General features: G+C 59.8%; 16 protein-coding genes. 6 read left to right on the top strand and 10 right to left on the bottom strand.

The genetic code is table 11. The features are described from left to right. Nucleotides 1-101 precede the first annotated feature (101 nt). Complete coding sequence (locus tag PMI21_RS01870; RefSeq protein ID WP_007941734.1) at nt 102-746, bottom strand: TetR/AcrR family transcriptional regulator; 645 nt, start codon at nt 744-746, stop codon at nt 102-104. A gap of 93 nt (nt 747-839) precedes the next feature. Here PMI21_RS01870 and PMI21_RS01875 point away from each other — a divergent pair, with 93 nt between their 5' ends. From PMI21_RS01875 to PMI21_RS01885, 3 genes are all read left to right on the top strand, one after another. Continuing rightward, complete coding sequence (locus PMI21_RS01875) at nt 840-1,940, top strand: efflux RND transporter periplasmic adaptor subunit (RefSeq protein ID WP_007941733.1); 1,101 nt, start codon at nt 840-842, stop codon at nt 1,938-1,940. A 6-nt stretch (nt 1,941-1,946) separates the two neighbouring features. Then, nucleotides 1,947-5,018 carry an efflux RND transporter permease subunit gene (locus PMI21_RS01880; protein ID WP_007941732.1) on the top strand — a complete coding sequence of 1,024 codons (3,072 nt, stop codon included), beginning with the start codon at nt 1,947-1,949 and terminating at the stop codon, nt 5,016-5,018. 217 nt (nt 5,019-5,235) lie between these two features. Next, a complete protein-coding gene (locus PMI21_RS01885) occupies nt 5,236-6,579 on the top strand; it encodes a Fic family protein (RefSeq protein WP_033064252.1) in 1,344 nt (447 codons plus the stop codon). A 92-nt stretch (nt 6,580-6,671) separates the two neighbouring features. On the opposite strand, the gene lon is transcribed toward PMI21_RS01885, so the two are convergent. The 9 genes from lon to PMI21_RS01930 all read right to left on the bottom strand — a co-directional run bounded on the left by lon (nt 6,672) and on the right by PMI21_RS01930 (nt 19,617). Continuing rightward, nucleotides 6,672-9,089 (bottom strand): endopeptidase La, encoded by a 2,418-nt coding sequence (gene lon / locus PMI21_RS01890; protein WP_007941730.1) that lies wholly within the window; start codon nt 9,087-9,089, stop codon nt 6,672-6,674. A gap of 173 nt (nt 9,090-9,262) precedes the next feature. Continuing rightward, nucleotides 9,263-9,637, bottom strand: coding sequence for a DUF6124 family protein (locus PMI21_RS01895; protein WP_007941729.1), 375 nt, complete (start codon nt 9,635-9,637; stop codon nt 9,263-9,265). 368 nt (nt 9,638-10,005) lie between these two features. Continuing rightward, the gene (locus PMI21_RS01900) at nt 10,006-12,414 is read right to left on the bottom strand and encodes a glucose/quinate/shikimate family membrane-bound PQQ-dependent dehydrogenase (RefSeq protein ID WP_007941728.1); all 2,409 of its coding nucleotides are present in this window, start codon (nt 12,412-12,414) and stop codon (nt 10,006-10,008) included. A 128-nt stretch (nt 12,415-12,542) separates the two neighbouring features. Next, nucleotides 12,543-13,925: a carbohydrate porin gene (locus PMI21_RS01905; RefSeq protein WP_007941727.1), complete on the bottom strand. Its 1,383-nt coding sequence runs from the start codon at nt 13,923-13,925 to the stop codon at nt 12,543-12,545. 242 nt (nt 13,926-14,167) lie between these two features. After that, nucleotides 14,168-15,406 (bottom strand): serine hydroxymethyltransferase, encoded by a 1,239-nt coding sequence (glyA, locus tag PMI21_RS01910; protein ID WP_007941726.1) that lies wholly within the window; start codon nt 15,404-15,406, stop codon nt 14,168-14,170. A gap of 12 nt (nt 15,407-15,418) precedes the next feature. After that, the gene (thrC, locus tag PMI21_RS01915) at nt 15,419-16,672 is read right to left on the bottom strand and encodes a threonine synthase (protein WP_007941725.1); all 1,254 of its coding nucleotides are present in this window, start codon (nt 16,670-16,672) and stop codon (nt 15,419-15,421) included. A 108-nt stretch (nt 16,673-16,780) separates the two neighbouring features. Next, a complete protein-coding gene (locus tag PMI21_RS01920; RefSeq protein WP_007941724.1) occupies nt 16,781-17,212 on the bottom strand; it encodes a Rid family detoxifying hydrolase in 432 nt (143 codons plus the stop codon). Between the two features lie 30 nt (nt 17,213-17,242). Next, the gene (locus PMI21_RS01925) at nt 17,243-18,415 is read right to left on the bottom strand and encodes an NAD(P)/FAD-dependent oxidoreductase (RefSeq protein ID WP_007941723.1); all 1,173 of its coding nucleotides are present in this window, start codon (nt 18,413-18,415) and stop codon (nt 17,243-17,245) included. Continuing rightward, nucleotides 18,412-19,617, bottom strand: coding sequence for a benzoate/H(+) symporter BenE family transporter (locus PMI21_RS01930; RefSeq protein WP_007941722.1), 1,206 nt, complete (start codon nt 19,615-19,617; stop codon nt 18,412-18,414). The genes PMI21_RS01925 and PMI21_RS01930 overlap by 4 nt, the downstream gene beginning before the upstream one ends. 349 nt (nt 19,618-19,966) lie before the next feature. Between PMI21_RS01930 and PMI21_RS01935 the strand changes: the two genes are divergently transcribed. The 3 genes from PMI21_RS01935 (at nt 19,967) to PMI21_RS01945 (ending at nt 22,394) form a co-directional block, all read left to right on the top strand. Continuing rightward, on the top strand, nt 19,967-21,355 hold the full coding sequence (locus PMI21_RS01935) for an aminotransferase-like domain-containing protein (protein ID WP_007941720.1): 1,389 nt from the start codon (nt 19,967-19,969) through the stop codon (nt 21,353-21,355). A gap of 161 nt (nt 21,356-21,516) precedes the next feature. Continuing rightward, nucleotides 21,517-21,747 carry a VF530 family DNA-binding protein gene (locus PMI21_RS01940; RefSeq protein WP_007941719.1) on the top strand — a complete coding sequence of 77 codons (231 nt, stop codon included), beginning with the start codon at nt 21,517-21,519 and terminating at the stop codon, nt 21,745-21,747. A gap of 2 nt (nt 21,748-21,749) precedes the next feature. Next, on the top strand, nt 21,750-22,394 hold the full coding sequence (locus PMI21_RS01945; protein WP_007941718.1) for a Pr6Pr family membrane protein: 645 nt from the start codon (nt 21,750-21,752) through the stop codon (nt 22,392-22,394). Nucleotides 22,395-22,418: the final 24 nt, after the last annotated feature.

Raw genomic sequence — 22,418 nt, 5'->3', positions numbered from 1 at the left:
CCCACGCTCTGCGTGGGAATGCCTCAATGGACGCTCTGCGTCCGCTTCTGGGACGCGGAGCGTCCCGGGCTGCATTCCTTTGCTGCGCGTGGGAACGATCATCAGGCCGGCTCCGGCCGATACGCCCGCATAAACAACCCCACCACATCCTGCAAATGGGCTTCGGCAGCGTCCCCGGTTACCGGCTCGCCGCAGCCATACAGCAGCCGGAAATTCCCCGCGCCCTTGAGCAGGCAGAAAAAGTGCTCAGCGGCATTGCGTGGTTTGTCGATGCTTAGCACGCCACTCTGATCGATCTTGCTCAGCAACCGCTCCATGCCGTGCAGCATGCGTTCTGGCCCAGCCTCGAAGAAAATCTGCGAGAGTTTCGGGTCCTGGCTGCCCAGCGTCATCATCAGCCGGTGCAGGTTTACCGATTCATCGCTGTTGATCAGTTGATGAAAGCCGCGCGCGATGTTCAGCAGCACGGTTTCCACCGCTATGCCGTCCGGCAATTCAAAAAACAGCGGTGGCAGTTGCTCTTCGCATTTGGCCATCACGGCGGCGGAGAACAGCGTCTCCTTGTCGTTGAAGTGGCTGTAGACAGTCAGCTTCGACACGCCGGCCTCAGTCGCTACGGCATCCATGCTGGTGTTGGCGTAGCCCTTACTCAGAAACAGGATTTTCGCCGCATCGAGGATTGCCTGGCGCTTGGCCAGATCCTTGGGGCGGCCCGGACCGCTGGGTGGGGAAAGATTGTCAGACATTCTTCGCTTTAATACTGGACTGGTGAGTTTGCTATTAATAACATACTGGTCAGTATAATTATTCCAAGCACCATTAGCGAAAGGTCCTTCACCATGTTCCGCTATGTCTTGCCCCTCGCGTTGCCGGTCAGTCTGGCTTTTTTACTGTCTGCGTGTGGCCACGAAGAGGCGCCTCAAGTCACCGTCCGCCCGGCTATGGTCGTGCAGCCAGAGCCCTCGGCGCAGGCAATGGAAAGTTATCCCGGTGAAGTCCGCGCGCGGTATGAGCCGGACCTGGCCTTCCGCATTGGCGGCAAAGTCAGCCGACGACTGGTCGAAGAAGGGCAGCGGGTCAAGGCTGACCAGCCTCTGGCGGAACTCGATCCTCAGGACGTGCGCCTGCAACTGGAAGCCACCCGTGCCCAGGTCGCGGCCGCCGAGGCCAATCTGAGCCTGGTGCGCGCCGAGCGTGATCGCTACAAGACCCTGATGGAACGGCAGATGGTCAGCCGTTCGCAGTACGACAACGCGGAAAACCTCTACCGCTCCGGTGAGGCCCGCCTCAAGCAGATCAAAGCCGAATTCAACGTCTCGACCAATCAGGCCAGTTACGCGGTGCTGCGTGCGCCGCAGGATGGCGTGGTGGCCAAACGCGCGGTGGAAGTCGGGCAAGTGGTGGCGGCCGGGCAAACGGTGTTTACCCTCGCCACCGATGGCGAGCGCGAAGTGTTGATCAGTCTGCCGGAACAGAGCTTCGGCCGTTTCAAGGTCGGTCAGCCGGTCTCGGTGGAGCTCTGGACCCAACCCGACCAGCGTTTCCCCGGGCACATCCGTGAGTTGTCGCCTGCCGCCGACCCCAAATCCCGCACCTTTGCCGCCCGTATCGCTTTTACCGCCGGCAAGGTTCCCGCCGAACTCGGCCAGAGCGCCCGGGTGTTTATCCAGACAGCCGAAGTGGTGCCGTTGTCGGTGCCGCTGTCGGCCCTCACCGCAGAAAACGGTGCCACTTACGTGTGGGTGGTCGGCGCCAACAACACCTTGAAAAAAGTCCCGGTGCGGGTCGGTGCATTCGGCGAGAAAACCGTGCCGGTGCTCGAGGGCCTGAACGCCAGCGACTGGGTAGTGGCGGCCGGTGTTCATGTGCTTCACGACGGGCAGCAAGTGCGCCCGGTGGATCGCTCCAACCGCGTGGTCAATCTGGCGCACAAGGAGTAATCCCCGATGGGTTTCAATCTTTCCGAATGGGCGCTGCGTAACCGCCAGATCGTACTGTTCCTGATGCTCTTGCTGGCTGCGGTCGGCACGTTGTCCTACACCAAGCTCGGCCAAAGCGAAGACCCGCCGTTCACGTTCAAGGCCATGGTGATTCGCACCAACTGGCCGGGGGCCACGGCCGAGGAAGTGTCGCGCCAGGTCACCGAGCGTATTGAAAAGAAACTGATGGAAACCGGCGAGTACGAACGGATCACTTCGTTCTCCCGTCCGGGCGAGTCCCAGGTGACATTCATGGCTCGGGATTCGATGCACTCGGTGGAAATCCCGGACCTCTGGTATCAGGTCCGCAAAAAAATCAGCGACATCCGCCAGACCCTGCCACCAGGCATCCAGGGGCCGTTTTTCAACGATGAATTCGGCACCACCTTCGGCAACATCTACGCCCTGACCGGCGACGGTTTTGATTACGCGGTGCTCAAGGATTACGCCGACCGCATCCAGATTCAGCTGCAGCGGGTCAAGGATGTGGGCAAGGTCGACCTGCTCGGGCTGCAGGACGAGAAGATCTGGATCGAGCTCTCCAACGTCAAACTGGCCACCCTCGGGTTGCCGTTGGCGGTGGTGCAGCAGGCGCTTGAAGAGCAGAACGCGATGTCTACCGCTGGCTTCTTCGAAACCACCAGCGAGCGTTTGCAGCTACGGGTCTCGGGGAATTTTCAGACGGTCGACGAGATCAAGAACTTCCCGATCCGCGTCGCTGATCGTACGTTCCGCATCGGCGATGTGGCGAACGTTCGTCGTGGTTTCAACGACCCACCGGCGCCGCGCATGCGCTTCATGGCTGAGGACGCCATCGGTCTGGCGGTGGCCATGAAGGACGGTGGCGATATTCTGGTACTGGGCAAGGCGCTGGAAATCGAGTTCGCCCGGATCCAGCAAAACCTGCCGGCCGGCATGCAGTTGCGCAAAGTGTCCGATCAACCCGCCGCGGTGAAAACCGGTGTCGGCGAGTTCGTCCAGGTGCTGGTGGAGGCCCTGGCGATTGTGTTGCTGGTGAGCTTCTTCTCCCTCGGCGTGCGCACCGGCATGGTCGTGGCTCTGGCGATTCCGCTGGTGTTGGCGATGACCTTCGCCTGCATGTATTACTTGGGGATAGGCCTGCACAAGATCTCCCTCGGCGCGCTGGTGCTGGCGCTGGGCTTGCTGGTGGATGACGCGATCATCGCCGTGGAAATGATGGCGATCAAAATGGAGCAGGGCTTCGACCGGATCAAGGCCGCCAGCTATGCCTGGACCAGCACCGCGTTCCCGATGCTCACCGGTACGTTGATCACCGCTGCCGGTTTCCTGCCGATTGCCACCGCGCAATCGGGCACCGGTGAATACACTCGCTCGATCTTCCAGGTGGTGACCATCGCGCTGCTGGCGTCGTGGGTGGCCGCCGTGGTCTTTGTGCCTTATCTGGGGGAAAAACTCCTGCCGGACCTGGCGAAAATTCATGCCGCCAAACACGGCACCGGCGACGGCCAACCCGACCCTTACGGCACGCCGTTCTATCAGCGCGTCAGACGGCTGGTGGAGTGGTGCGTGCGCCGGCGCAAAACGGTGATCGTGTTGACCATCGTGATGTTCGTCGCGTCCGTGGTGCTGTTCCGTTTCGTGCCGCAGCAGTTCTTCCCGGCTTCGGGACGGCTGGAATTGATGGTTGATCTGAAACTGGCCGAAGGTGCCTCCCTGAGCAACACCGCCGAGGAGGTCAAGCGTCTCGAAGGCCTGCTCAAGGATCACGCCGGGATCGACAACTATGTGGCTTATGTCGGCACCGGTTCGCCGCGCTTCTACCTGCCGCTGGATCAGCAACTTCCGGCCGCCAGCTTTGCGCAGTTTGTGGTACTGGCCAAGACCATCGAAGACCGCGAAACCCTGCGCACCTGGCTGATCGAAACCCTCAACGAACAATTCCCGGCCCTGCGCTCGCGGGTCACGCGGCTGGAGAACGGCCCGCCGGTTGGTTATCCGGTGCAGTTCCGGGTCACCGGTGAACACATTGCGGACGTCCGCGCCCTGGCGCGTAAAGTCGCGGCCAAGGTTCGCGAGAATCCACACGTGGCCAACGTGCATCTGGACTGGGAAGAACCGAGCAAAGTCGTGTACCTGAACGTCGATCAGGACCGCGCGCGGGCACTGGGCGTGAGCACGGCGAACCTCTCGAGATTCCTGCAAAGTTCGCTGACCGGTGCCAGCGTCAGCCAGTATCGCGAAGACAACGAATTGATCGAGATCCTGCTGCGCGGCACGGTGCATGAGCGTACCGAGCTTGCGTTGCTGCCGAGCCTGGCCGTGCCGACCGACAACGGTCGCAGTGTGGCGCTGTCGCAGATTGCCACGCTGGAATACGGCTTCGAAGAAGGCATCATCTGGCACCGTAACCGCCTGCCCAACGTGACGGTTCGCGCCGACATTTACGGCAAGGAACAACCGGCGACGCTGGTGCAGCAAATCATGCCGACCCTCGATCCGATCCGCGCCGAACTGCCGGACGGCTATCTGCTGGACGTCGGCGGTACGGTGGAAGACTCGGCCCGTGGGCAGAACTCGGTGAAGGCCGGCGTGCCGTTGTTCATCGTGGTGGTGCTGACGTTGCTGATGCTGCAACTGCGCAGTTTCTCACGCACTGCCATGGTGTTTCTGACGGCGCCGCTGGGGTTGATCGGGGTGACGCTGTTTCTGATGGTGTTCCGTCAGCCGTTCGGTTTTGTCGCCATGCTCGGGACCATCGCCTTGTCCGGGATGATCATGCGTAACTCGGTGATTCTGGTGGATCAGATCGAGCAGGACATCGCTGCCGGGCTCAAGCCCTGGCAGGCGATCATCGAGGCGACGGTACGACGTTTCCGGCCGATTGTGTTGACCGCGCTGGCGGCGGTGCTGGCGATGATTCCATTGTCGCGCAGTGTGTTTTTCGGGCCGATGGCGGTGGCGATCATGGGCGGGCTGATTGTGGCGACGGCGTTGACGCTGCTGTTCTTGCCGGCGTTGTATGCGGCTTGGTTCAGGGTCAAGAAAGAGCCTGTTTGATCTTGGCGGCCTTCGGGCCGACCATTTGCTCCGGTATCCATCTGGGGAACGAGTGGATCAAGATCAAAAACCGGATCAAAAGATCCGCCTATGATTTCGAACGCGGCCCGAGCCTGCGGTAGCTCCTACGTCTATTTCAGAATCTTCTGATATTGAGTCAGAGGGTACGGAGTGCTGTACTCGAGACTCGGTTTCGTGAGTTTTTGAGACAGCAATGATGAAAAAGCCGCCCATGCTAAAGGGCAGATCCGACCCGGTGTTCGATCGGTTGGGGCAATCGCCCAATAAGGAACGCCTCTCGGACTACCTCGCACTGCTCAAGCCTCTGGACGATCAGGGGCGTTACCTTCCGTTCGATGACTTACGCTACCGCTGGGCGCCGGGGCTGGACTCGAATCTGTGCTGGGCCTTGGTCAAAAAAGCCCGGACCGCCCAGTACTCAACCCTTCTGCCATTGGGCGAGCCTGTCCAATGGGGCCGCTTCGTGCTCACGCCGCTGGCGCAGAAAGCGATTTCTGCCGTCGATCGGCAAGCGACAACGGCAGCGCTGGAACACATGACCAACCAGATCGGCGAGCATGCGCATTTCAGCTACCTGCTCAACGATCTGATCGAAGATGAAGCAATCAGCAGCAGCCAACTCGAAGGTGCAGCGACCACTACCCGAGTGGCAAAAGATATGCTCAAGCGCAAGCGGCTGCCGCGTACGCCGGATGAGCGGATGGTCATCGGCAACTACAAAATGATGAACTTCGCCTGGGAAAAGCGTTATGAACCCTTGAGCGTCGAGCTGATTACGGCGATGCATCGTGTCGGCGTCGAGGGTATCGACGACACTCAATATTCACCTGGGGCTTTCAGGGCCAACGATGATGTGGTGGTGCAGGATGGCGAGGGCAACACCGTGCATACACCGCCACCCGCAGCGGGGCTGGTGTCACGGCTGCAGGTGCTGTCGAATTGGATCAATCAATCCCACAACGACCCCTATCAAGTGGATTATCTTCATCCATTGATAAAAGGCATCGCCCTGCATTTTGCCTTGGGCTATGAGCATCCTTTTCGCGACGGCAACGGCCGGGTCGCACGGGCGCTGTTTTACTGGTTCATGTTCAAGAATGACTTCTCGGCCTTTCGCTACATAGCGATCAGCATTTTGTTGCGCAATGCGCCGGTGAAATATGGCCGCTCGTATCTGAATACGGAAGCTGATGAGCTGGACCTGACTTATTTCATCGATTTCCAGTGTTCAGTGATTCTGCGTGCTGTAGGTGGTTTTACTGAGGCTTATCGGAAAAGTCTGGCTTATGCCGAGAACTTTGATCGATGGTTGTTGGAATCCGGTTTTTTCGACCAATTGACCGAGAGACAGCGCGCGGTATACCAAGTGGCCAAGAGTGGAATGGCCAAGGAATTTACGGCGGTCAATGTGAAGGAGAATCTGGACTGCTCTTACAACACCGCGTCGGCGACCTTGAATGGGTTGGTTGAGTTGAACGTGTTCGAGAAGAGGAAAATGGGCAGGGAGTGGGTGTTCTTCTTGCGCGGGGCAGGCCTGTGACATAAATGAAAAGCCCGCTGACCCCTTAAAGGTCAGCGGGCTTTTTGTTGAGCCTGATTATTCCCAACACATGGAAACGATCAAGCTACGGCTCAGAACAATATCTTCGCCACATCCGCAAAGCGCTTGGCAAAGTGCACGGTAATCCCTTCTTTCAGGTATTCCGGCAACTCTTCAAAATTACCGCGGTTCGGCTCCGGCAAAATCAGTTCATTGATCTTCTGCCGACGCGCCGCGATGACTTTCTCGCGCACGCCGCCAATCGGCAGTACATGCCCGGTCAGCGTCAGTTCACCGGTCATGGCCACGCCTTTTTTCGGCGGCTGGTTGCGGGCGAGGGAGAGCAGGGCGCTGGCCATGGTCACGCCGGCGCTCGGGCCGTCTTTTGGCGTTGCGCCTTCCGGTACGTGGAGGTGGACGAAGGCCTCATCGAAGAATGTCGGGTCACCGCCGAATTGCTTCAGATGGGAGCTGACGTAGCTGTAGGCAATTTCTGCCGACTCTTTCATCACGTCCCCCAGTTGCCCTGTGAGTTTGAAGCCTCGGTTGAGGGTGTGAATGCGCGTGGCTTCGATCGGCAGGGTCGCGCCGCCCATGCTGGTCCAGGCCAGCCCGGTAATCACGCCGACGCCGGACAGCACTTGCTCGTTGCGGAACACCGGTCGGCCGAGTGAGGCTTCCAGGTCTTTGGGGCCGAGTTTGATCACGGCTTTCGGTTCGTCGAGCAGTTTCATCACCGCTTTGCGCACCAGTTTGCCGAGGTTTTTCTCCAGCTGACGGACTCCGGCCTCACGGGCATAGCCGTCGATCAGTGATCTGAGGGCGTTGTCGCTTATGGACAGGCTACCTTTGGACACACCAGCCTTTTCCAGCTGTTTCGGCCATAGGTGACGCTTGGCGATGGCGACTTTTTCTTCGGTGATGTAACCCGACAGGCGAATCACTTCCATCCGGTCCAGCAATGGGCCGGGAATCGAGTCCAGGGTGTTGGCGGTGCAGACGAATAGCACTTTCGACAGGTCCAGGCGCAAATCCAGGTAGTGGTCGAGGAATTCGACGTTCTGTTCCGGGTCGAGGGTTTCCAGCAGCGCCGAGGCCGGGTCGCCCTGGTAGCTCTGGCCCATCTTGTCGATCTCATCGAGCATGATCACCGGGTTCATCACTTCGACGTCTTTCAACGCCTGGACGAGTTTGCCCGGTTGCGCGCCGATGTAGGTGCGACGATGGCCTTTGATCTCGGCTTCGTCACGCATGCCGCCGAGACTGAAGCGATAGAACGGCCGCCCCAGGGATTCGGCGATGGATTTACCGACGCTGGTCTTGCCCACGCCCGGCGGGCCGACCAGCAAGACGATGGAGCCGCTGATCTCGCCTTTGTAGGCACCGACCGCGAGGAATTCGAGGATGCGGTCCTTGATGTCGTCGAGGCCGGCGTGGTGTTTATCCAGCACCTTGCGCGCGTGCTTGAGATCGAGTTTGTCCTCGCCGTACACGCCCCACGGCACCGAAGTCGCCCAGTCGAGGTAGTTGCGGGTCACCGCGTATTCCGGCGATCCGGTTTCGAGGATCGACAGTTTGTTCATTTCCTCAACGATGCGTTTCTGCGCCTGGGGCGACAACACCTTGCCCGTCAGGCGTTGCTCGAACTGTTCGATGTCGGAGCTGCGATCGTCCTTGGTCAGCCCCAGCTCTTGCTGGATGACCTTGAGCTGTTCCTTGAGGAAGAACTCGCGCTGATGCTCGCCGATCTTGCGGTTAACTTCAGCGGAAATCTCTTTCTGCAAGCGCGCGACTTCGACTTCCTTGCGCAGCATCGGCAGGACTTTTTCCATGCGCTTGAGCATCGGCACGCAGTCGAGCACTTCTTGCAGTTCGCTGCCCGTGGCCGAGGTCAGGGCGGCGGCGAAGTCGGTCAGGGGCGACGGATCGTTGGGGCTGAAGCGGTTGAGGTAGTTTTTCAACTCTTCGCTGTACAGCGGGTTCAGCGGCAGCAGTTCCTTGATCGCATTGATCAGCGCCATGCCGTAGGCCTTGACCTCGTCGGTCGGCTCGGTGGGCTGGTGTGGGTATTCGACTTCCACCAGGTACGGTGGGCGATGGTGTTTGAGCCAGGTTTTGATGCGCACCCGGGTCAGGCCCTGGGCGACGAATTGCAGTTTGCCGTTTTCGCGGCTGGCGTGATGGACTTTGACCAGGGTGCCGTATTCCGGCAGGGCCGAGGTGTTGAAGTGGCGTGGGTCTTCCTGGGGGGCGTCCATGAAGAACAGGGCCAGGGAATGGTGGTCGGACTGGCTCACCAGTTCGAGGGTTTCGGCCCACGGCTCTTCGTTGACGATCACCGGCAGTACTTGCGCCGGGAAGAAAGGCCGGTTGTGGATCGGGATGATGTAGACCTTGTCCGGCAGGTTCTGGCCAGGCAGGGTGAGGCCTTTGCCGGTTGAATGGTGTTCGTTTTTGTCTGTTTCGGCGTATTCGCTCGGGTCTTCGGGGAATTCTTGCTGGTCGGTCATGGGGCACCTGCGCAATAGGGTATGGATCTTAGATGGGGCAGGTGGGGGGTGGTTTCAATGGTCCTGGCTATTTCAGAGTGTGTGTTCAGGGTTTTGACAGGTCTTGGATCTCCAAAGGGCCCGCACTACTGTAGGAGCAAGCCTGTGGTGAGGGGGCTTGCTCCCACAAGGGGTTAGCTGTGCGGCGCAGGCTTCGGTACGTCGACGTTATCCAACACTCGATTCACTGCCAGCTCGGCGAGCATGATGACCTGCTGAATCGCCAGGAGCGTATGCCGCTGCGGAGCATCGACATAGGCGGCAATGTCGCTGGTCATGACGCTGGCCGACGCCAGTGATTCGCAGACATGAGCGAGCAGGCTTTCGTTGTCCATGTCCGGCGCAACCAGAAACATCTTGCTTGGCTTGCGGCCTTCGGGTTGTTTGGGAGGTGGCTTGAGGTAGTGGTCGAGCGCGCGGTCAGCGGCTTCGTTGAGTTTTTTTGAATCGGGTGATTCGTAAGGGGAAACATCGTCGGTTGCAGGGGGATTCGGTGTGGCTTTGAACATGGTGAAACTCCATTCGAGGATTTGGAGTTCGCCACCACTGCGACCAAGCAGGAGGGGGGCGAACCGTACGCAGGTTGGTCGACCAGGGAATGGAAACCCGGCAGGGCCAAAGCCCTCCCACGCACAGTTCGCCATGAAGCCAGCACGAAAAGTGCACCATTCTAAACCTGGGCGACCAAGCCCGGTCGCTGAATTTGCAGCGACCCCCAAAGCCTATCCACGCCACTTCCGAGCGACAACCGTCAAAACCTGTCGGAAAGTTCTCAAAAAATCACCACGTCTGTAGGACGGGGGAACCTGAAAAAACGAGCACAAAAAAGGCGACGCCCCTCACAGGGCGTCGCCTTTGTTTTAACTGCCGCTACCGCTTATTCCGACAGTTTGTACGCAATCACGTAGTCACCTTGCTTGGTGCCCAGCGATCCGTGACCACCCGCAACAACGAGCACGTATTGCTTGCCGTCTTTACCGGTGTAGGTCATCGGTGTGGTTTGCGCGCCGGCTGGCAGGCGGCCTTCCCACAGCTGCTTGCCGTTTTTCACGTCGTAGGCGCGCAGGTACTGGTCGAGGGTGCCGCTCAGGAAGGCCACGCCACCGGCGGTGGTGAAGGTCCCGCCCAGGCTTGGTACGCCCATGCTCAGAGGGATCGGAACCGGCGAGCTGTCACGCACGGTGCCGTTCTTGTGCTTCCAGATGGTTTTGTTGGTGGTCAGATCGACCGCCGCCACGTAGCCCCATGCCGGTGCCTGGCACGGCAGGCCCATCGGCGACAGCAGCGCTTCGAGGATCACCCCGTATGGCGCGCCTTTGTTGGGCTGCACGCCTTCGGTTTCGCTGACGCGTGGGCCTTGTTTGGCGATTTCGGCGGCCGGGATCAGTTTCGATTTGAACGCCATGTAGCTTGGGTTCACGAAAGCAATCTGACGCACCGGGTCAACCGACATGCCACCCCAGTCGAACACGCCGAAGTTACCTGGATAAACGATCGAGCCTTGCAGCGACGGCGGCGTGAACATGCCGTCGTAACGCAGGGATTTGAAGTCGATCCGGCACAGCATTTGATCGAACGGGGTCACGCCCCACATGTCGCGTTCCTTGAGGGTCGGCGGCACGAAGTTCAGGTCGGACATCGGTTGGGTCGGCGAAGTGTGGTCGCCTTCCACCGCGCCTTGCGGCACCGGGATTTCATTGATCGGTACGATCGGTTGGCCGTTGCTGCGGTCCAGCACGTAGATGCTGCCTTGCTTGGTGGACGCGAGCACCGCCGGTTTCACACCGTCTGCGGTTTTCAGGTCCATCAGGGTTGGCTGGCCACCGACGTCCATGTCCCACAGGTCATGGTGAGTGAACTGGAAGTGCCAGCGCACTTTGCCGGTGGCGATGTCCAGCGCGGTCAGGCCGGCGGCGTGCAGTTCCGATTCCGGGGTACGCGTGCCACCGAACTGATCCGGAGTCTGGTTGCCCATCGGCAGGTACAGCATGCCGAGTTTTTCGTCGACGCTGAACATGGACCACATGTTCGGCGAGTTGCGGGTGTAGACCTTGCCTTCGGCAATCGGCGTAGTGTCGTCCGGGTTGCCGCTGTCCCAGTTCCACACCAGTTTGCCGGTGTGCACGTCGAACGCGCGAATCACGCCGCTTGGCTCGTCGGTGGAAACGTTGTCGGTGACATGGCCGCCAATCACCACCAGGTCTTTGGTGACCGCCGGTGGCGAAGTGGAGTAGTAACCACCAGGGGTGAAGCCGCCGATGTTGGCGGTCAGGTCGACCTGGCCACCGTTACCGAAGTCTTCGCACATTTTGCCAGTGTCGGCGTTCAGGGCGATCAGGCGGGTGTCAGCGGTCGGCAGGAAGATCCGGCGCGGGCAGACGCTGGTCACTGGCGGGTTGGCAGTGCCGGTCGGGCTCTGCTCGGACGCGTAGGTGGCATCATCGTGATAGGTCACGCCACGGCAGGTCATGTGCGCCCAACCCTTGAAGTTCGCCGCCTTCTGCGTGGAGAGCTTCGGATCGAAACGCCAGATTTCCTTGCCGGTGTCCGGGTCCAGCGCGATCACCTGGCTGTGCGGCGTGCAGACATAGAGCATGCCGTTGGCTTTGAGCGGGGTGTTTTCGGCGGTGGTTTCGCCCGGATCGTTTGGCCCCGGCAGGTCGCCGGTGCGGTAGGTCCAGGCGGGGACCAGTTTGCTGACGTTCTGCGGCGTGATCTGTGCCAGTGGCGAGTAACGATCGCCATGGGCGCTGCGGCCGTAGGAGTTCCAGTCACCGTCCGGCATGGCCGGGGCGGTGTTGCTCATGCCAGGCACGGCGTCGCGATCCAGATGGCCTTTGATTTCACCCGGGTTGGTGAACAGGCTGGCCAGCGCGGCGATACCGGCGATGACCACGGCAGCGCTCAGTGCGCCGGTGCCGACCGGGTTGAACTCACCTCGATGCAACGGGCGGCGAACCCACGGCAGCAGCAGGACGATGCCGAGGGCAAAGAACAGCGCCAGGCGCGGCACCAACTGCCACCAGTCGAGGGCAACTTCCCACAGCGCCCAGACGGTGCTGGCGAACAGCACGGCTGCGTACATGCCCAGTGCCGAGCGGCGGGCAGCGATCAGCAGACCCCCGGTCACCGCCAGGCCGATACCGGCCAGCACGTAATACAGCGAGCCGCCGAGCATGCTCAGCTTGATCCCCCCGGCCAGCAAGGCCAGGCCCATTAGTAGAAGCAGAATGCCGAGCAGGGTCGGCAATAGACGGCTTCGACTCAAAGCACCATCAGTGCTCATAGTGTGGTTCTCCGTGACGTTTTAAGTAGTCCCGCGCAGTAGTCACTGTAGATGACGATCTGGTGTGGGCATGGTTCATATAAAAAACTGTTTGACGCCGCATTCCCTTGTAGGAATTGTGGTGATTCTTAGAACGACGATTGGATCTTGATCCCGCCAATCAGCGCGTCGTCGACCTTGTCCACGCCACCGGGGTGGCGGATGTATTGCAGGTTCGGGCGCACGGTCAGCCAATTGGTGACGTGTACGCCGTAATAGAGCTCGCTGCTGTATTCGGTGTCTTGCGGTGGCAGGAACGACGGGTCGTCGAAGTCCTGGACGGCGCGGGCCTGATTGGTCGCCGCGGCGTTCTTGCGGTAGGCCGGGTTGACGTGGACACGGGCCAGCGCGAAGCCGATATCGTCTTTGGCGCGGGCATCGAACAGGCCTTTGTAGACGACGCCGGCCTGGACATAGTTGTCGATGGCGTTGGTCTTCTTGTCGTGCATCGTGGCGTTGGCGAACACACTCAGGCCGCGTGCGTTGTCGCTGGCGCGGCTGGTCAGTTGCTGCTGAACACCAAGCCACACGCCATGCTTGCTCGATGCACTGCGGTAAGCCTCGCCGCTCAGGGCGGCCGGCTGGCCATTGCTGTCCTTATAGACGTCGCTGGCCTTGGCGCTGCTGTAGTAGTAACCGGCGCGGTATTCACCCGGCAGGCCATTGAGCTTCGGGGTCCAGACCAGTTCCACCGGCAGGATTGCGCCCTGAGTGCCGCTGCCGCTGAGCTTGAAACCGTTATCGCGATCCAGATTGGACGGGTTTTGCTCGTAAGCCCCGACTTGCGCGTAGAGCTCTGGCGTCAGGTGATATTTGACGCGGATGGCCCACTGGCTGACCGGCCAGTTGTACCAGATGCCACCGACCCAGTTACCGACCTGGGAGCCGCAGAACGCCAGGTTCTGGAAGTCGCAGGGGAAGCTGTTGAAGTCTTCGCCTTCGCCGAATCGGCCGACCTTGATGTCGAGCTTCTGGTCGAAGAGTTTCTGCTGATACCACATCTGCGTCAGGCGCCAGGTCTGGCCACGGCCCCAGACTTCCTGAGCCGAAGTGAAACCGCCAACACGCGGGTCGTTGATCCGGTCGTTGCTGATGTTGTTGCCGTTGCGTTCAGTGATGGTCAGCTGAAATTCAGCGTCGTCCCAACCCAGAATCTTCTGCAAGTCCAAATGGCTGCCAAAGCCAAACTGGTCGCTGTAGCGCGCGGTGCGGTCATGGTCGTAGCCGCCGTGCAGGTTGCTGCCCATTTCACCGGTGTAATCGACTTTGAAGTCGTAGCCTTTTTCCGAAAGTTCGGTGCGAGTGCCGTTCCAGTCACCCAGCATCCACGGCGAGTCGCTATCGAAGGCTGGCGCGGCCTGAGTGCAGGTGGCAAGGCCCAACGCGGTGAACCCGCTGATCAGGTTCAGGGCTTTTCGATTGGCCGCAGAGGGAAAGACAGCGCTGTCTCGCGAAGTTTGAACATCAGGCATAGAGAAGGAATTCTTGGTTTTTTAAAGGGGGGTGAGCTGAACGCAGCAGGAATGCAGCAGGGGGAGAAGCGTTTCAGCTAGACGGGCGTAAGGATAATGTTCTGTAACACATTGAGAAAGGGCTTTTACTGACATGGATCCTTTCGAATTTGGTAACAGTCGGCTGCGACCGGTCGCCGCAGTGCCAGTGGGGGCCAAAAAAGGGCGGACTGAAGCGTCCGCCCCCGTATGCGTCAGTACCGTTAATTCAACAGATAGACCGGGAAACATTCACACAAATGCATCACCCGCCGACGCACATTATCCAGCAGCGCTGCATTGGTCGGTTGCTCAAGCAGGTCGGCAATCAGGTTGGCCACTTCGGCGCATTCGGCTTCACCGAAGCCCCGCGTGGTCAGGGCGGGTGTGCCAATGCGAATGCCGCTGGTGATCGCAGGTTTTTGCGGATCGTCGGGGATCGCGTTCTTGTTCAAGGTGATGTGGGCGCTCTCGAGCAACGCCTCGGCATCTTTTCCAGTGATGTTCTTCGCGCGCAGATCGAGCAGGAACATGTGGCAGTCGGTGCCCCCTGACACCACCCGCAGGCCCCGTCGAGTAAGGATGTTCGCCATGGTCCTGGCGTTGTCGATGACGCGTTGCTGATAGTGCTTGAACTCATCACCGAGGGCTTCGTTGAACGCCGCGGCCTTGGCAGCGATAACGTGCATCAGGGGGCCACCCTGATAGACCGGGAATATCGTCTTGTCGAGCAACGCCGCATGTTCGCGTTTAGCCAGGATCAGACCGCCCCGTGGGCCGCGCAGTGTTTTATGAGTGGTCGAGGTGACGAAGTCGGCAATGCCGACCGGCGAGGGGTACAGGCCGGCTGCGATCAGTCCGGCGTAGTGCGCCATGTCGACCATCAGGTACGCCCCGATTTCATCGCAGATGTTGCGAAAACGCTGGAAGTCGATGGTCCTGGAATACGCCGAGGCACCGGCAATGATCATTTTCGGTCGGTGTTCCCGGGCCAGGGCTTCCATCTCGGCGTAGTCGAGGGTTTCGCTGTGTTTTTCCAGGCCGTAAGAATACGCGGTGTAGAACTTGCCGGAGAAGTTTACCGAGGCGCCATGGGTCAAGTGGCCGCCATCGGCCAGGGACATTCCCAGAATCGTGTCGCCAGGGTTGAGCACAGCGAGGAACACGGCCTGGTTGGCCTGGGAGCCGGAGTGCGGCTGGACGTTGGCATATTCGCAACCAAACAGTTTGCAGGCACGTTCGATGGCGAGGCTTTCAATCTCGTCGACCACTTTACAGCCACCGTAATAGCGCTTGCCCGGGTAGCCTTCGGCGTACTTGTTGGTCAGCACCGAACCTTGGGCTTCCAGCACTTCTTCGCTGACGTAGTTTTCCGAGGCGATCAGCTCCAGGTGGGTTTCCTGGCGGTTGCGTTCGCGGCTGATCAGGCGTGCGAGGGTGGGGTCTAGATTCTGCAGGCTCATGGGGGCATTCCTTTAAATAAGTGCTTCGGCCAAGGGGGCTGGCGCGTGATGCGGCAACACCCGTGACTGGCTTTTGCTGGTGTCGGAAAGAAAAATGGACGTGTCTTTCAGGCCGCTGCCCGTGATCAACACCACGGCGGTCTGCGGCGTGTCGGGGTGTTCTTCGGCGTACTTGAGCAGACCGGCGAAGGCGCTGGCGGCCCCGGCTTCGGGGAAAACGCCGGTGCTGGCGGCCAGTTTCGATGCCGCTGCGACAATGCTCGGGTCACTGACACAGATGAACTCGCCCTCGCTGGCGGTTACCGCGCGCAAGGCCTTGAGACGATCGCGCGGCAGGGCCACATTGATGCTGCTGGCGAGGCTGGTGGGTGCAATGCGTTCGGTTTGCTGCATCGGCTGGTCGCTGCGCCAGGCCCGATACATGAAATTGCTGTTTTGCGCCTGTACGCCGATCAGCCGAGGCATGCGCTCAATCCAGCCCAGTTGCAGCAGATCGAAGAAGCCTTTGTACACCGAGCCCAGGATGCAGCCATTGCCGACAGGGACAAACACCAGGTCCGGGACTTGCCAGGCGAGCTGTTCGCACATCTCGAAAGCCACGGTTTTCTTGCCTTCGCTCATGTACGAATTGATGCCGGTGGTGCGGTTATACCAGCCATGGGTTTCGCAGGCGTCGAAGCATTGTTCGAACGCTTCGTCGTATTGCCCGTCGACCAGTACGATCTCGGCGCCGTAGCCCAGCATTTGTGCGAGTTTCTCGCGGGGAGCACTTTTTGGCAGGTAAATCACGTTGCGCAAACCCAGGCTCGCGCTCATTCCGGCCAGCGCCGAGGCTGCGTTGCCAGTGCTGGCGACGGCGATGGTACGCGCACCGGTTTGCATCGCGTGGGCTACTGCCAGGGCGCTGGCGCGATCCTTCAATGAGCCGGTAGGTTGCCGGGATTCATCCTTGATGAATACCTTGATCGGCGCGTCTTTGCCGAGCAATTCGGGGCGTGAATACAACGGCGTGTTACCCACCAGTAATGGGGGAATGAACTGCGTGGAGTTCAGCGGCATCAGCCGGTCATAGCGCCACATTCCCCGGGCATGGTCGTGAGCCAGGCTATCCCTTGACCATTCGCGCGCCAGTGTCGGGTAATCGTAGAGCGCATCGAGAGCGCCATCGATTTTGCAATGGGGGCAGTAGTAGCTGACTTCATGTGGCTGGTAGCTGCGTTCGCAAGCCAGGCACTGCAATACATACTCTCTGTAAGACTTCTTCATGGCCAACCCTTGAAAGTACGCTTCCCTGACAACGTCGGTTCAGCGCAGAACCGCGGATCACTCCAATGCGCCGGACCGACGGGTACTTCGCTATCTGAAGGTTTTTTTTCAGACCACCATGATGGCGTCGATGGCGACCAGGGTATTGCGCGCCAGGGCGCTGGCGCCGGCGGTGGTGCGGGCTGGATAAGGCTGGGTGAAATACTCTTCCATGACCCGGTTCAGGGTCGGGAACTCGCTCAGGTCCGTGATGAACGCAGTGACCTTGACCACGTTCGCCAGGGTGCCGCCCGCGGCTTCGGCCATCTGCGCCAGATTGTCCAGGGTCTGACGCAGTTGCCCTTCGAAATCCTGAGCCAGCACTTCATTGTTCAACGCCGAGACCGGGGTCTGTGCCGACAGGTAGATGGTCTGCCCGTGACTGACCTTGATGCCTTGGGAGTAAGTGCCCAAGGGCAGCGGGGCCTTGTCGGTGAAGATGACGTTTTCTTCGCCCAGGAAAGGTTTGGCCAAGGGCTGGAGTTGAGCGTTGGTCTGCATGATGACGATCCTTGTTAGTGGGTTGAGGGGTTAGTGCAAATCGGCAACCTGTCGCACGGCCAGGGCCGAGAATTCCTCGTCGCGGCAACGCGCCGGGGAAAAGTGCTGGTAATTGAGGTGCAGGGCCGCCAGGTCGGACGGCATCGCGCTGCCCAGTGCGGCGTGGCTGCACAACCGGGCAATGGCCGGTGCGGCCTGAATGCCGTAGCCGCCCAGTGCGGCAAGCCAGATGAAACATTCCTGCAACGGGTCCTGGCCCAGTACCGGCGAACGGTCGGCAACAAAGGTGCGCAGGCCTGCCCATTTGTTGATGATCGAGCGAGGGCGCAGCCGCGTCGTGCTTTGCAGGCGATCCATGGTGATGGCCAGGTCGAGTTCATCCGGCAGGGCATCGCAAGGCAATGACGGGCTTTCATCGCAAGGCGAGACGATCAGGCGTCCGGCTTCCGGCTTGATGAAAATGTCTTCGTCGACCGTTCCCAGGTACGGCGTGCGGTGCACGTCGCATTGCGGATCGACCGCCAGCACCGTGCGGCGCAGTGGCCGCACACCGACCTTCGGCAAACCGCAGCGCTCGGCGAATTCATCGGCCCAGGCGCCGGCGGCATTGACCACAATCGCGGCCTCGAGGTGCTGGCCATCCTGGGTGTGCAACGTCCAGTGACCGGCACGGTATTGGCCTCGCTGCACCTCGGCCTCGCGTTTGACTACACCGCCGCGGGCGCGCAGGCCGCCAAGATAGGCGCTATGAAGGCCGTGTACATCCAGATCGAAGGCGCTGGGTTCGAAAATCCCCGCACTCCATGCGCCCTCTGCCAAGTAAGGCACCAGTTCAAGGACTTGTTTCTCGTCGAGGAACTGCGCCGTTGGCACCTGCCCGAGAACCGCGGTGAAACGGGCGGCCAACTTATCCACACGTGCTGCCTGGGCCACGATCAGCGCACCCCGCGGTGCCCACAATGGATGTTCGGCGAGCCCCTTGGGCGGATTCTCGAAAAAGCTCCGGGAAGCACAGGTCAGCGAGCGGATCTGCTGGTTGCCGTAGCTTTCCATGGAGATCGCCGCCGAACGCCCGGTGGTGTGGTAGGCCAATTGCTGTTCGCGTTCAAGCAGGCAAACGCTGCCGTGAGCCGCCAGTTCATAGGCGGCGGATACCCCGGCAATCCCGCCGCCGACCACGATGAAGTCGTAACGATCGGTCATGGTCGGCTGCCCTCGGCGACGGTGGCGGCTTTGCTTTCCCGGGTGTAGGTCAGTACGAAATGTGCCACGAGCCCGAAGATCAGCCCCCAGAATGCAGCGGCCAGCCCCAGGAAACTCATGCCCGAGGCGGTGACCAGGAAGGTGATCAGCGCCGCTTCACGCTGTTTCTCGTCAGCCATGGCGCCGGTCAGCCCGGCGCTGATGGCACCGAACAGGGCCAGGCCGGCGAGGGAGGCGATCAGCTCTTTAGGCAAGGCAGAAAACACCGAAGCCAGGGTCGCGCCGAAGGTGCCCATCAGAATGTAGAACACTCCGCAGGCGATCCCGGCCATGTAACGTTTGTCGCGATCCTCATGGGCTTCGCGACCAGTGCAGATAGCGGCGGTGATGGCCGCAAGGTTAAAACCATGGGAGCCGAACGGCGCCATCAAAATTGAACCGATGGCCGTGACCGAAATGATCGAGCGCGCGGGGGTGTTGTAGCCTGAGGTACGCAACACCGCCATGCCCGGCACGTACTGCCCGGTCAGGGTGACGAGGGCCAGCGGCAGGCCGATATTGATGATCGCGTGCCAGCTCCACTGCGGGGCGATGAAGATCGGGTGGGCGACATCGATGGTGATCGAGCCTGTGTTGAGTTCACCGAACGAGGCGGCCACGGCGCAGCCGACAATCAATACCGACAGGATGGCGTAGCGCGGTGAAAAGCGTTTGAAGATCAGGTACGCCGCGATCATTGACAGCACCAGGCTCGGCTGCAGCTTGATCGAGGTGAAGAGTTCGGCGCCGAAACGAAACAGGATGCCGGCGAGCATGGCGGCGGCGATGGCTTTTGGCAGGCGACTCATCAGTTTGTCGAACGCACCGGACAGGCCGACCACCGCGATAATCACCGAAGCCACCACATAGGCGCCGATGGCCTCGGGCAGGGAGACCGTGGGCAGCATCGACACCAGCAACGCCGCGCCCGGTGTCGACCAGGCCGTAATCACCGGAACCCGCAGACGCCAGCTCAACAACAGACCGGTAATGCCGCTGCCGATGGAAATGGCCCAGATCCAGGACGACACTTGATCATTGGGCAGGTGCGCCTCCCGGGCCGCCTGAAACACGATGATCAGCGGGCCGGCATAGGAAATGATCACGGCGATGAAGCCTGCAATGACCGCTGACAGGGATAAATCCTTTCTGAGTGTGTCCATGATGTCTCGACTTGGCGTGGCGGGCACGCGGTGATTCAGAATTGAGATTGAGTCGATTGATTCGATTCGAGATGAGTGTATTTGAATGAATTGAGTTGATTCAATAGGTGAGGAGGTTGTTACGAGATGTTTTTTTGCTATCAAGGGGCGTTTATCAGGTTTTTTTCAAATAACTATTTGATTTATAAATAAATATTGCTTTTGAAAAATATTTTGCATGAAAGATGTTTTTCGATTCAATCGCCGAATCAATCGACTCAATTTATTGATTGAGTCCATTTATTAGTTGCCTAACCACCATGTGATATGCTCGGATATTCATCATTTCTACGATGGGTAGCGATCATTCATGTGGGTTCCTCAGCTAAGCGAGTTCAGCCAGCCGATGTATTTGTCGATTGCCGACGCGTTGGCGCGCGATATCAGCAACGGCGTGTTGAACGAAGGTGATCGTCTGCCGACCCTGCGGGAGCTGGCCACCACGCTGAATGTCACGCCCGGTACCATCAGCCGTGCTTATAGCGAAGCCCATCGGCGGCGTCTGGTGCAGGGGGAAGTGGGGCGTGGCACTTATGTGCTCAACCAGAAGCAGTTGGAACTGCCGGCCAGCAACAGTGCCGTCTCGCTGAATCTGGGACAGTCTGAATTACTGGATCTTTCGATCATCAAGCCTTACAGCGAAACCCTGGAATACTGGTTGCGCGGAGCCTTGGTGGGCATGGCCAAAAGCACGGATTTTGCCCATGCCCTCGATTACGCCCCCGATGGCGGTCATCCGGCTCATCGCGAGGCGGGCGCGCAATGGCTGCGTCATTCATTGCCCGATGCGCAATGGCAGCAAGTGGTGATCACCGCCGGCGCACAGCATGGTTTGATGGTCGCGATGAGTGCGCTGACCAACGCCGGTGATCTGGTGCTCTGCGAGGCGCTTTGCTACCCCGGCATCATTTCCCTTGCCCATGGACTGGAACGACGTTTGCGCGGCGTGCCAATGGACGATGAAGGGATCATTCCCGAAGCGCTACGCGAACTGTGCCAGCGCGAGAAACCGGCGATGCTTGTCTGTGTGGCGACCTGTCAGAACCCGACGGCCGCGATCATGTCGCAAAAACGCCGGGCGCAAATCGCGGCATTGGCCGAGGAGTTCGACTTCATCATCCTGGACGATGACATCTACGGTTTTCTGGCCACCGACCCGTCGATCAAACCGCTGTCGGCGTTTGCCCCGGATCGTTCGGTGTACCTGACCAGTCTGTCGAAGTCGGTCATGCCGGCCCTGCGGATTGGCTATCTCTATAGCCCGCCGAAACTGCTGTCGCGCCTGACCTCCATGGTGCGCAGCAGCGTCTGGATGCCGTCGCCATTGACCGCTCAGTTGGCCAGCAATGTGATCACGGAGGGGTTGGATAAAAAGCTGATCCGTATTCAGCGCAATGAAGCCGCCGGGCGGCAGGCTATCGCTCAGGAAATCTTCGCCAATTTCGAGCTCAAGACCCAGCCGTATTCCTACCACGTCTGGTTGACGTTGCCCGAGCCCTGGACCAGCGACGAATTCACCATGCTGGCCCGTGCCAACGGTGTGCTGGTCCTCAGCGGCACCCAGTTCCAGGCCGAACGTAGCGGCATTACCCGCTGCGTGCGATTGGTGTTGATGTCGCCCACCAGCCAGGACGAATTGAGGTTTGCCCTGACCAAGCTGGCCAGTCTGATCGATTCGGACCCGCGTCGTTATTACTGAGCCCAGGCGCTATCCGCTGATGTTTGTCCCTCAGAGGATGGCCAGCTCGCCTACAGTTAATTCAGCATCTGACGAATGCCTCTGTCCGGAGCTCTTCCACCGGACGAACGCCTCCGCTAAGGTGCGCGGCTTCTCATCCTTTCATCGCTCAAAGGCCCGGCATGACCGAACAGAACACCAATCCCCTGCACGGCGTGACGCTGGAGCAAATCCTCAACGCCCTGGTTGAGCACTACGAATGGTCAGGGCTGGCCGAGCGTATCGATATCCGCTGCTTCAAGAGCGACCCGAGCATCAAGTCGAGCCTGACATTCCTGCGCAAAACCCCGTGGGCGCGGGAGAAGGTCGAACGCCTGTACGTGAAGCTGATGCGCACCAAGCGCCCGGTCTGAGCATGGTCATACCCTCGACCGCGAGGCGTCGTTGTGTTGCCGTCGCGGCGATTCTGGGCTGGGCGGGCTTAAGCATTCAGATGTACCTGATTCTTTATGCCCGCTGGAGTATCTCGGCCAGTCTGCTGGGCGGGCTGGTGAGTTTTTTCAGCTTTTTCACTGTGTTGACCAATACGCTGGTGGCGGTGGTGCTGACCTGTGAATTGACGTCCCGCGAGTCAGCGGCGCGACGCTGGTTTTTGCAGCCGTGGGTGAGCAGTGCAATTGCGGTGAGCATCGCCGTGGTCGGTTTGGCGTACAGCCTGCTGTTGCGCCATTTATGGCATCCCGAAGGCTGGCAATGGCTGGCCGATGAGCTGATGCATGACGTCATGCCGCTGCTGTTCCTGGTGTATTGGTGGTTCTGTGTGCCCAAGGGAACGTTGCGGCTGCGGCACATTGCGTTGTGGGCGATCTATCCGCTGGTGTACTTCGGCTATTCGCTATGGCGTGGGCATCTGCTGGCGGTTTATCCCTATCCGTTCATTGATGTCGACAAACTGGGTTATCCACAGGTGTTCGTGAATGCCGGGGGATTGTTGGCGGGGTTTGTGCTGATTTCACTGCTGGTGATCGGGCTGGATCGGTGGCACACGTATCGCATGTGAACACTGATTGTGGCGAGGGAGCTT

Origin of the sequence: Pseudomonas sp. GM18 (genome assembly GCF_000282195.1) — a bacterium.
GTDB lineage: Bacteria > Pseudomonadota > Gammaproteobacteria > Pseudomonadales > Pseudomonadaceae > Aquipseudomonas.
Note: the sequence above shows the minus strand (reverse complement) of the source record. Positions and strands in the feature narration are given on the sequence as shown.

Bases quoted from the DNA above. Each gene is read 5' to 3' on its own strand.
- PMI21_RS01880 (WP_007941732.1), top strand. From the start codon at position 1,947: ATGGGTTTCAATCTTTCCGAATGGGCGCTGCGTAACCGCCAGATCGTA.
- PMI21_RS01895 (WP_007941729.1), bottom strand. From the start codon at position 9,637: ATGTTCAAAGCCACACCGAATCCCCCTGCAACCGACGATGTTTCCCCT.
- PMI21_RS01935 (WP_007941720.1), top strand. From the start codon at position 19,967: ATGTGGGTTCCTCAGCTAAGCGAGTTCAGCCAGCCGATGTATTTGTCG.
- PMI21_RS01900 (WP_007941728.1), bottom strand. From the start codon at position 12,414: ATGAGCACTGATGGTGCTTTGAGTCGAAGCCGTCTATTGCCGACCCTG.
- PMI21_RS01875 (WP_007941733.1), top strand. From the start codon at position 840: ATGTTCCGCTATGTCTTGCCCCTCGCGTTGCCGGTCAGTCTGGCTTTT.
- PMI21_RS01940 (WP_007941719.1), top strand. From the start codon at position 21,517: ATGACCGAACAGAACACCAATCCCCTGCACGGCGTGACGCTGGAGCAA.
- glyA (WP_007941726.1), bottom strand. From the start codon at position 15,406: ATGAGCCTGCAGAATCTAGACCCCACCCTCGCACGCCTGATCAGCCGC.
- lon (WP_007941730.1), bottom strand. From the start codon at position 9,089: ATGACCGACCAGCAAGAATTCCCCGAAGACCCGAGCGAATACGCCGAA.
- PMI21_RS01925 (WP_007941723.1), bottom strand. From the start codon at position 18,415: ATGACCGATCGTTACGACTTCATCGTGGTCGGCGGCGGGATTGCCGGG.
- PMI21_RS01930 (WP_007941722.1), bottom strand. From the start codon at position 19,617: ATGGACACACTCAGAAAGGATTTATCCCTGTCAGCGGTCATTGCAGGC.
- PMI21_RS01920 (WP_007941724.1), bottom strand. From the start codon at position 17,212: ATGCAGACCAACGCTCAACTCCAGCCCTTGGCCAAACCTTTCCTGGGC.
- PMI21_RS01870 (WP_007941734.1), bottom strand. From the start codon at position 746: ATGTCTGACAATCTTTCCCCACCCAGCGGTCCGGGCCGCCCCAAGGAT.
- PMI21_RS01905 (WP_007941727.1), bottom strand. From the start codon at position 13,925: ATGCCTGATGTTCAAACTTCGCGAGACAGCGCTGTCTTTCCCTCTGCG.
- PMI21_RS01885 (WP_033064252.1), top strand. From the start codon at position 5,236: ATGAAAAAGCCGCCCATGCTAAAGGGCAGATCCGACCCGGTGTTCGAT.
- PMI21_RS01945 (WP_007941718.1), top strand. From the start codon at position 21,750: ATGGTCATACCCTCGACCGCGAGGCGTCGTTGTGTTGCCGTCGCGGCG.
- thrC (WP_007941725.1), bottom strand. From the start codon at position 16,672: ATGAAGAAGTCTTACAGAGAGTATGTATTGCAGTGCCTGGCTTGCGAA.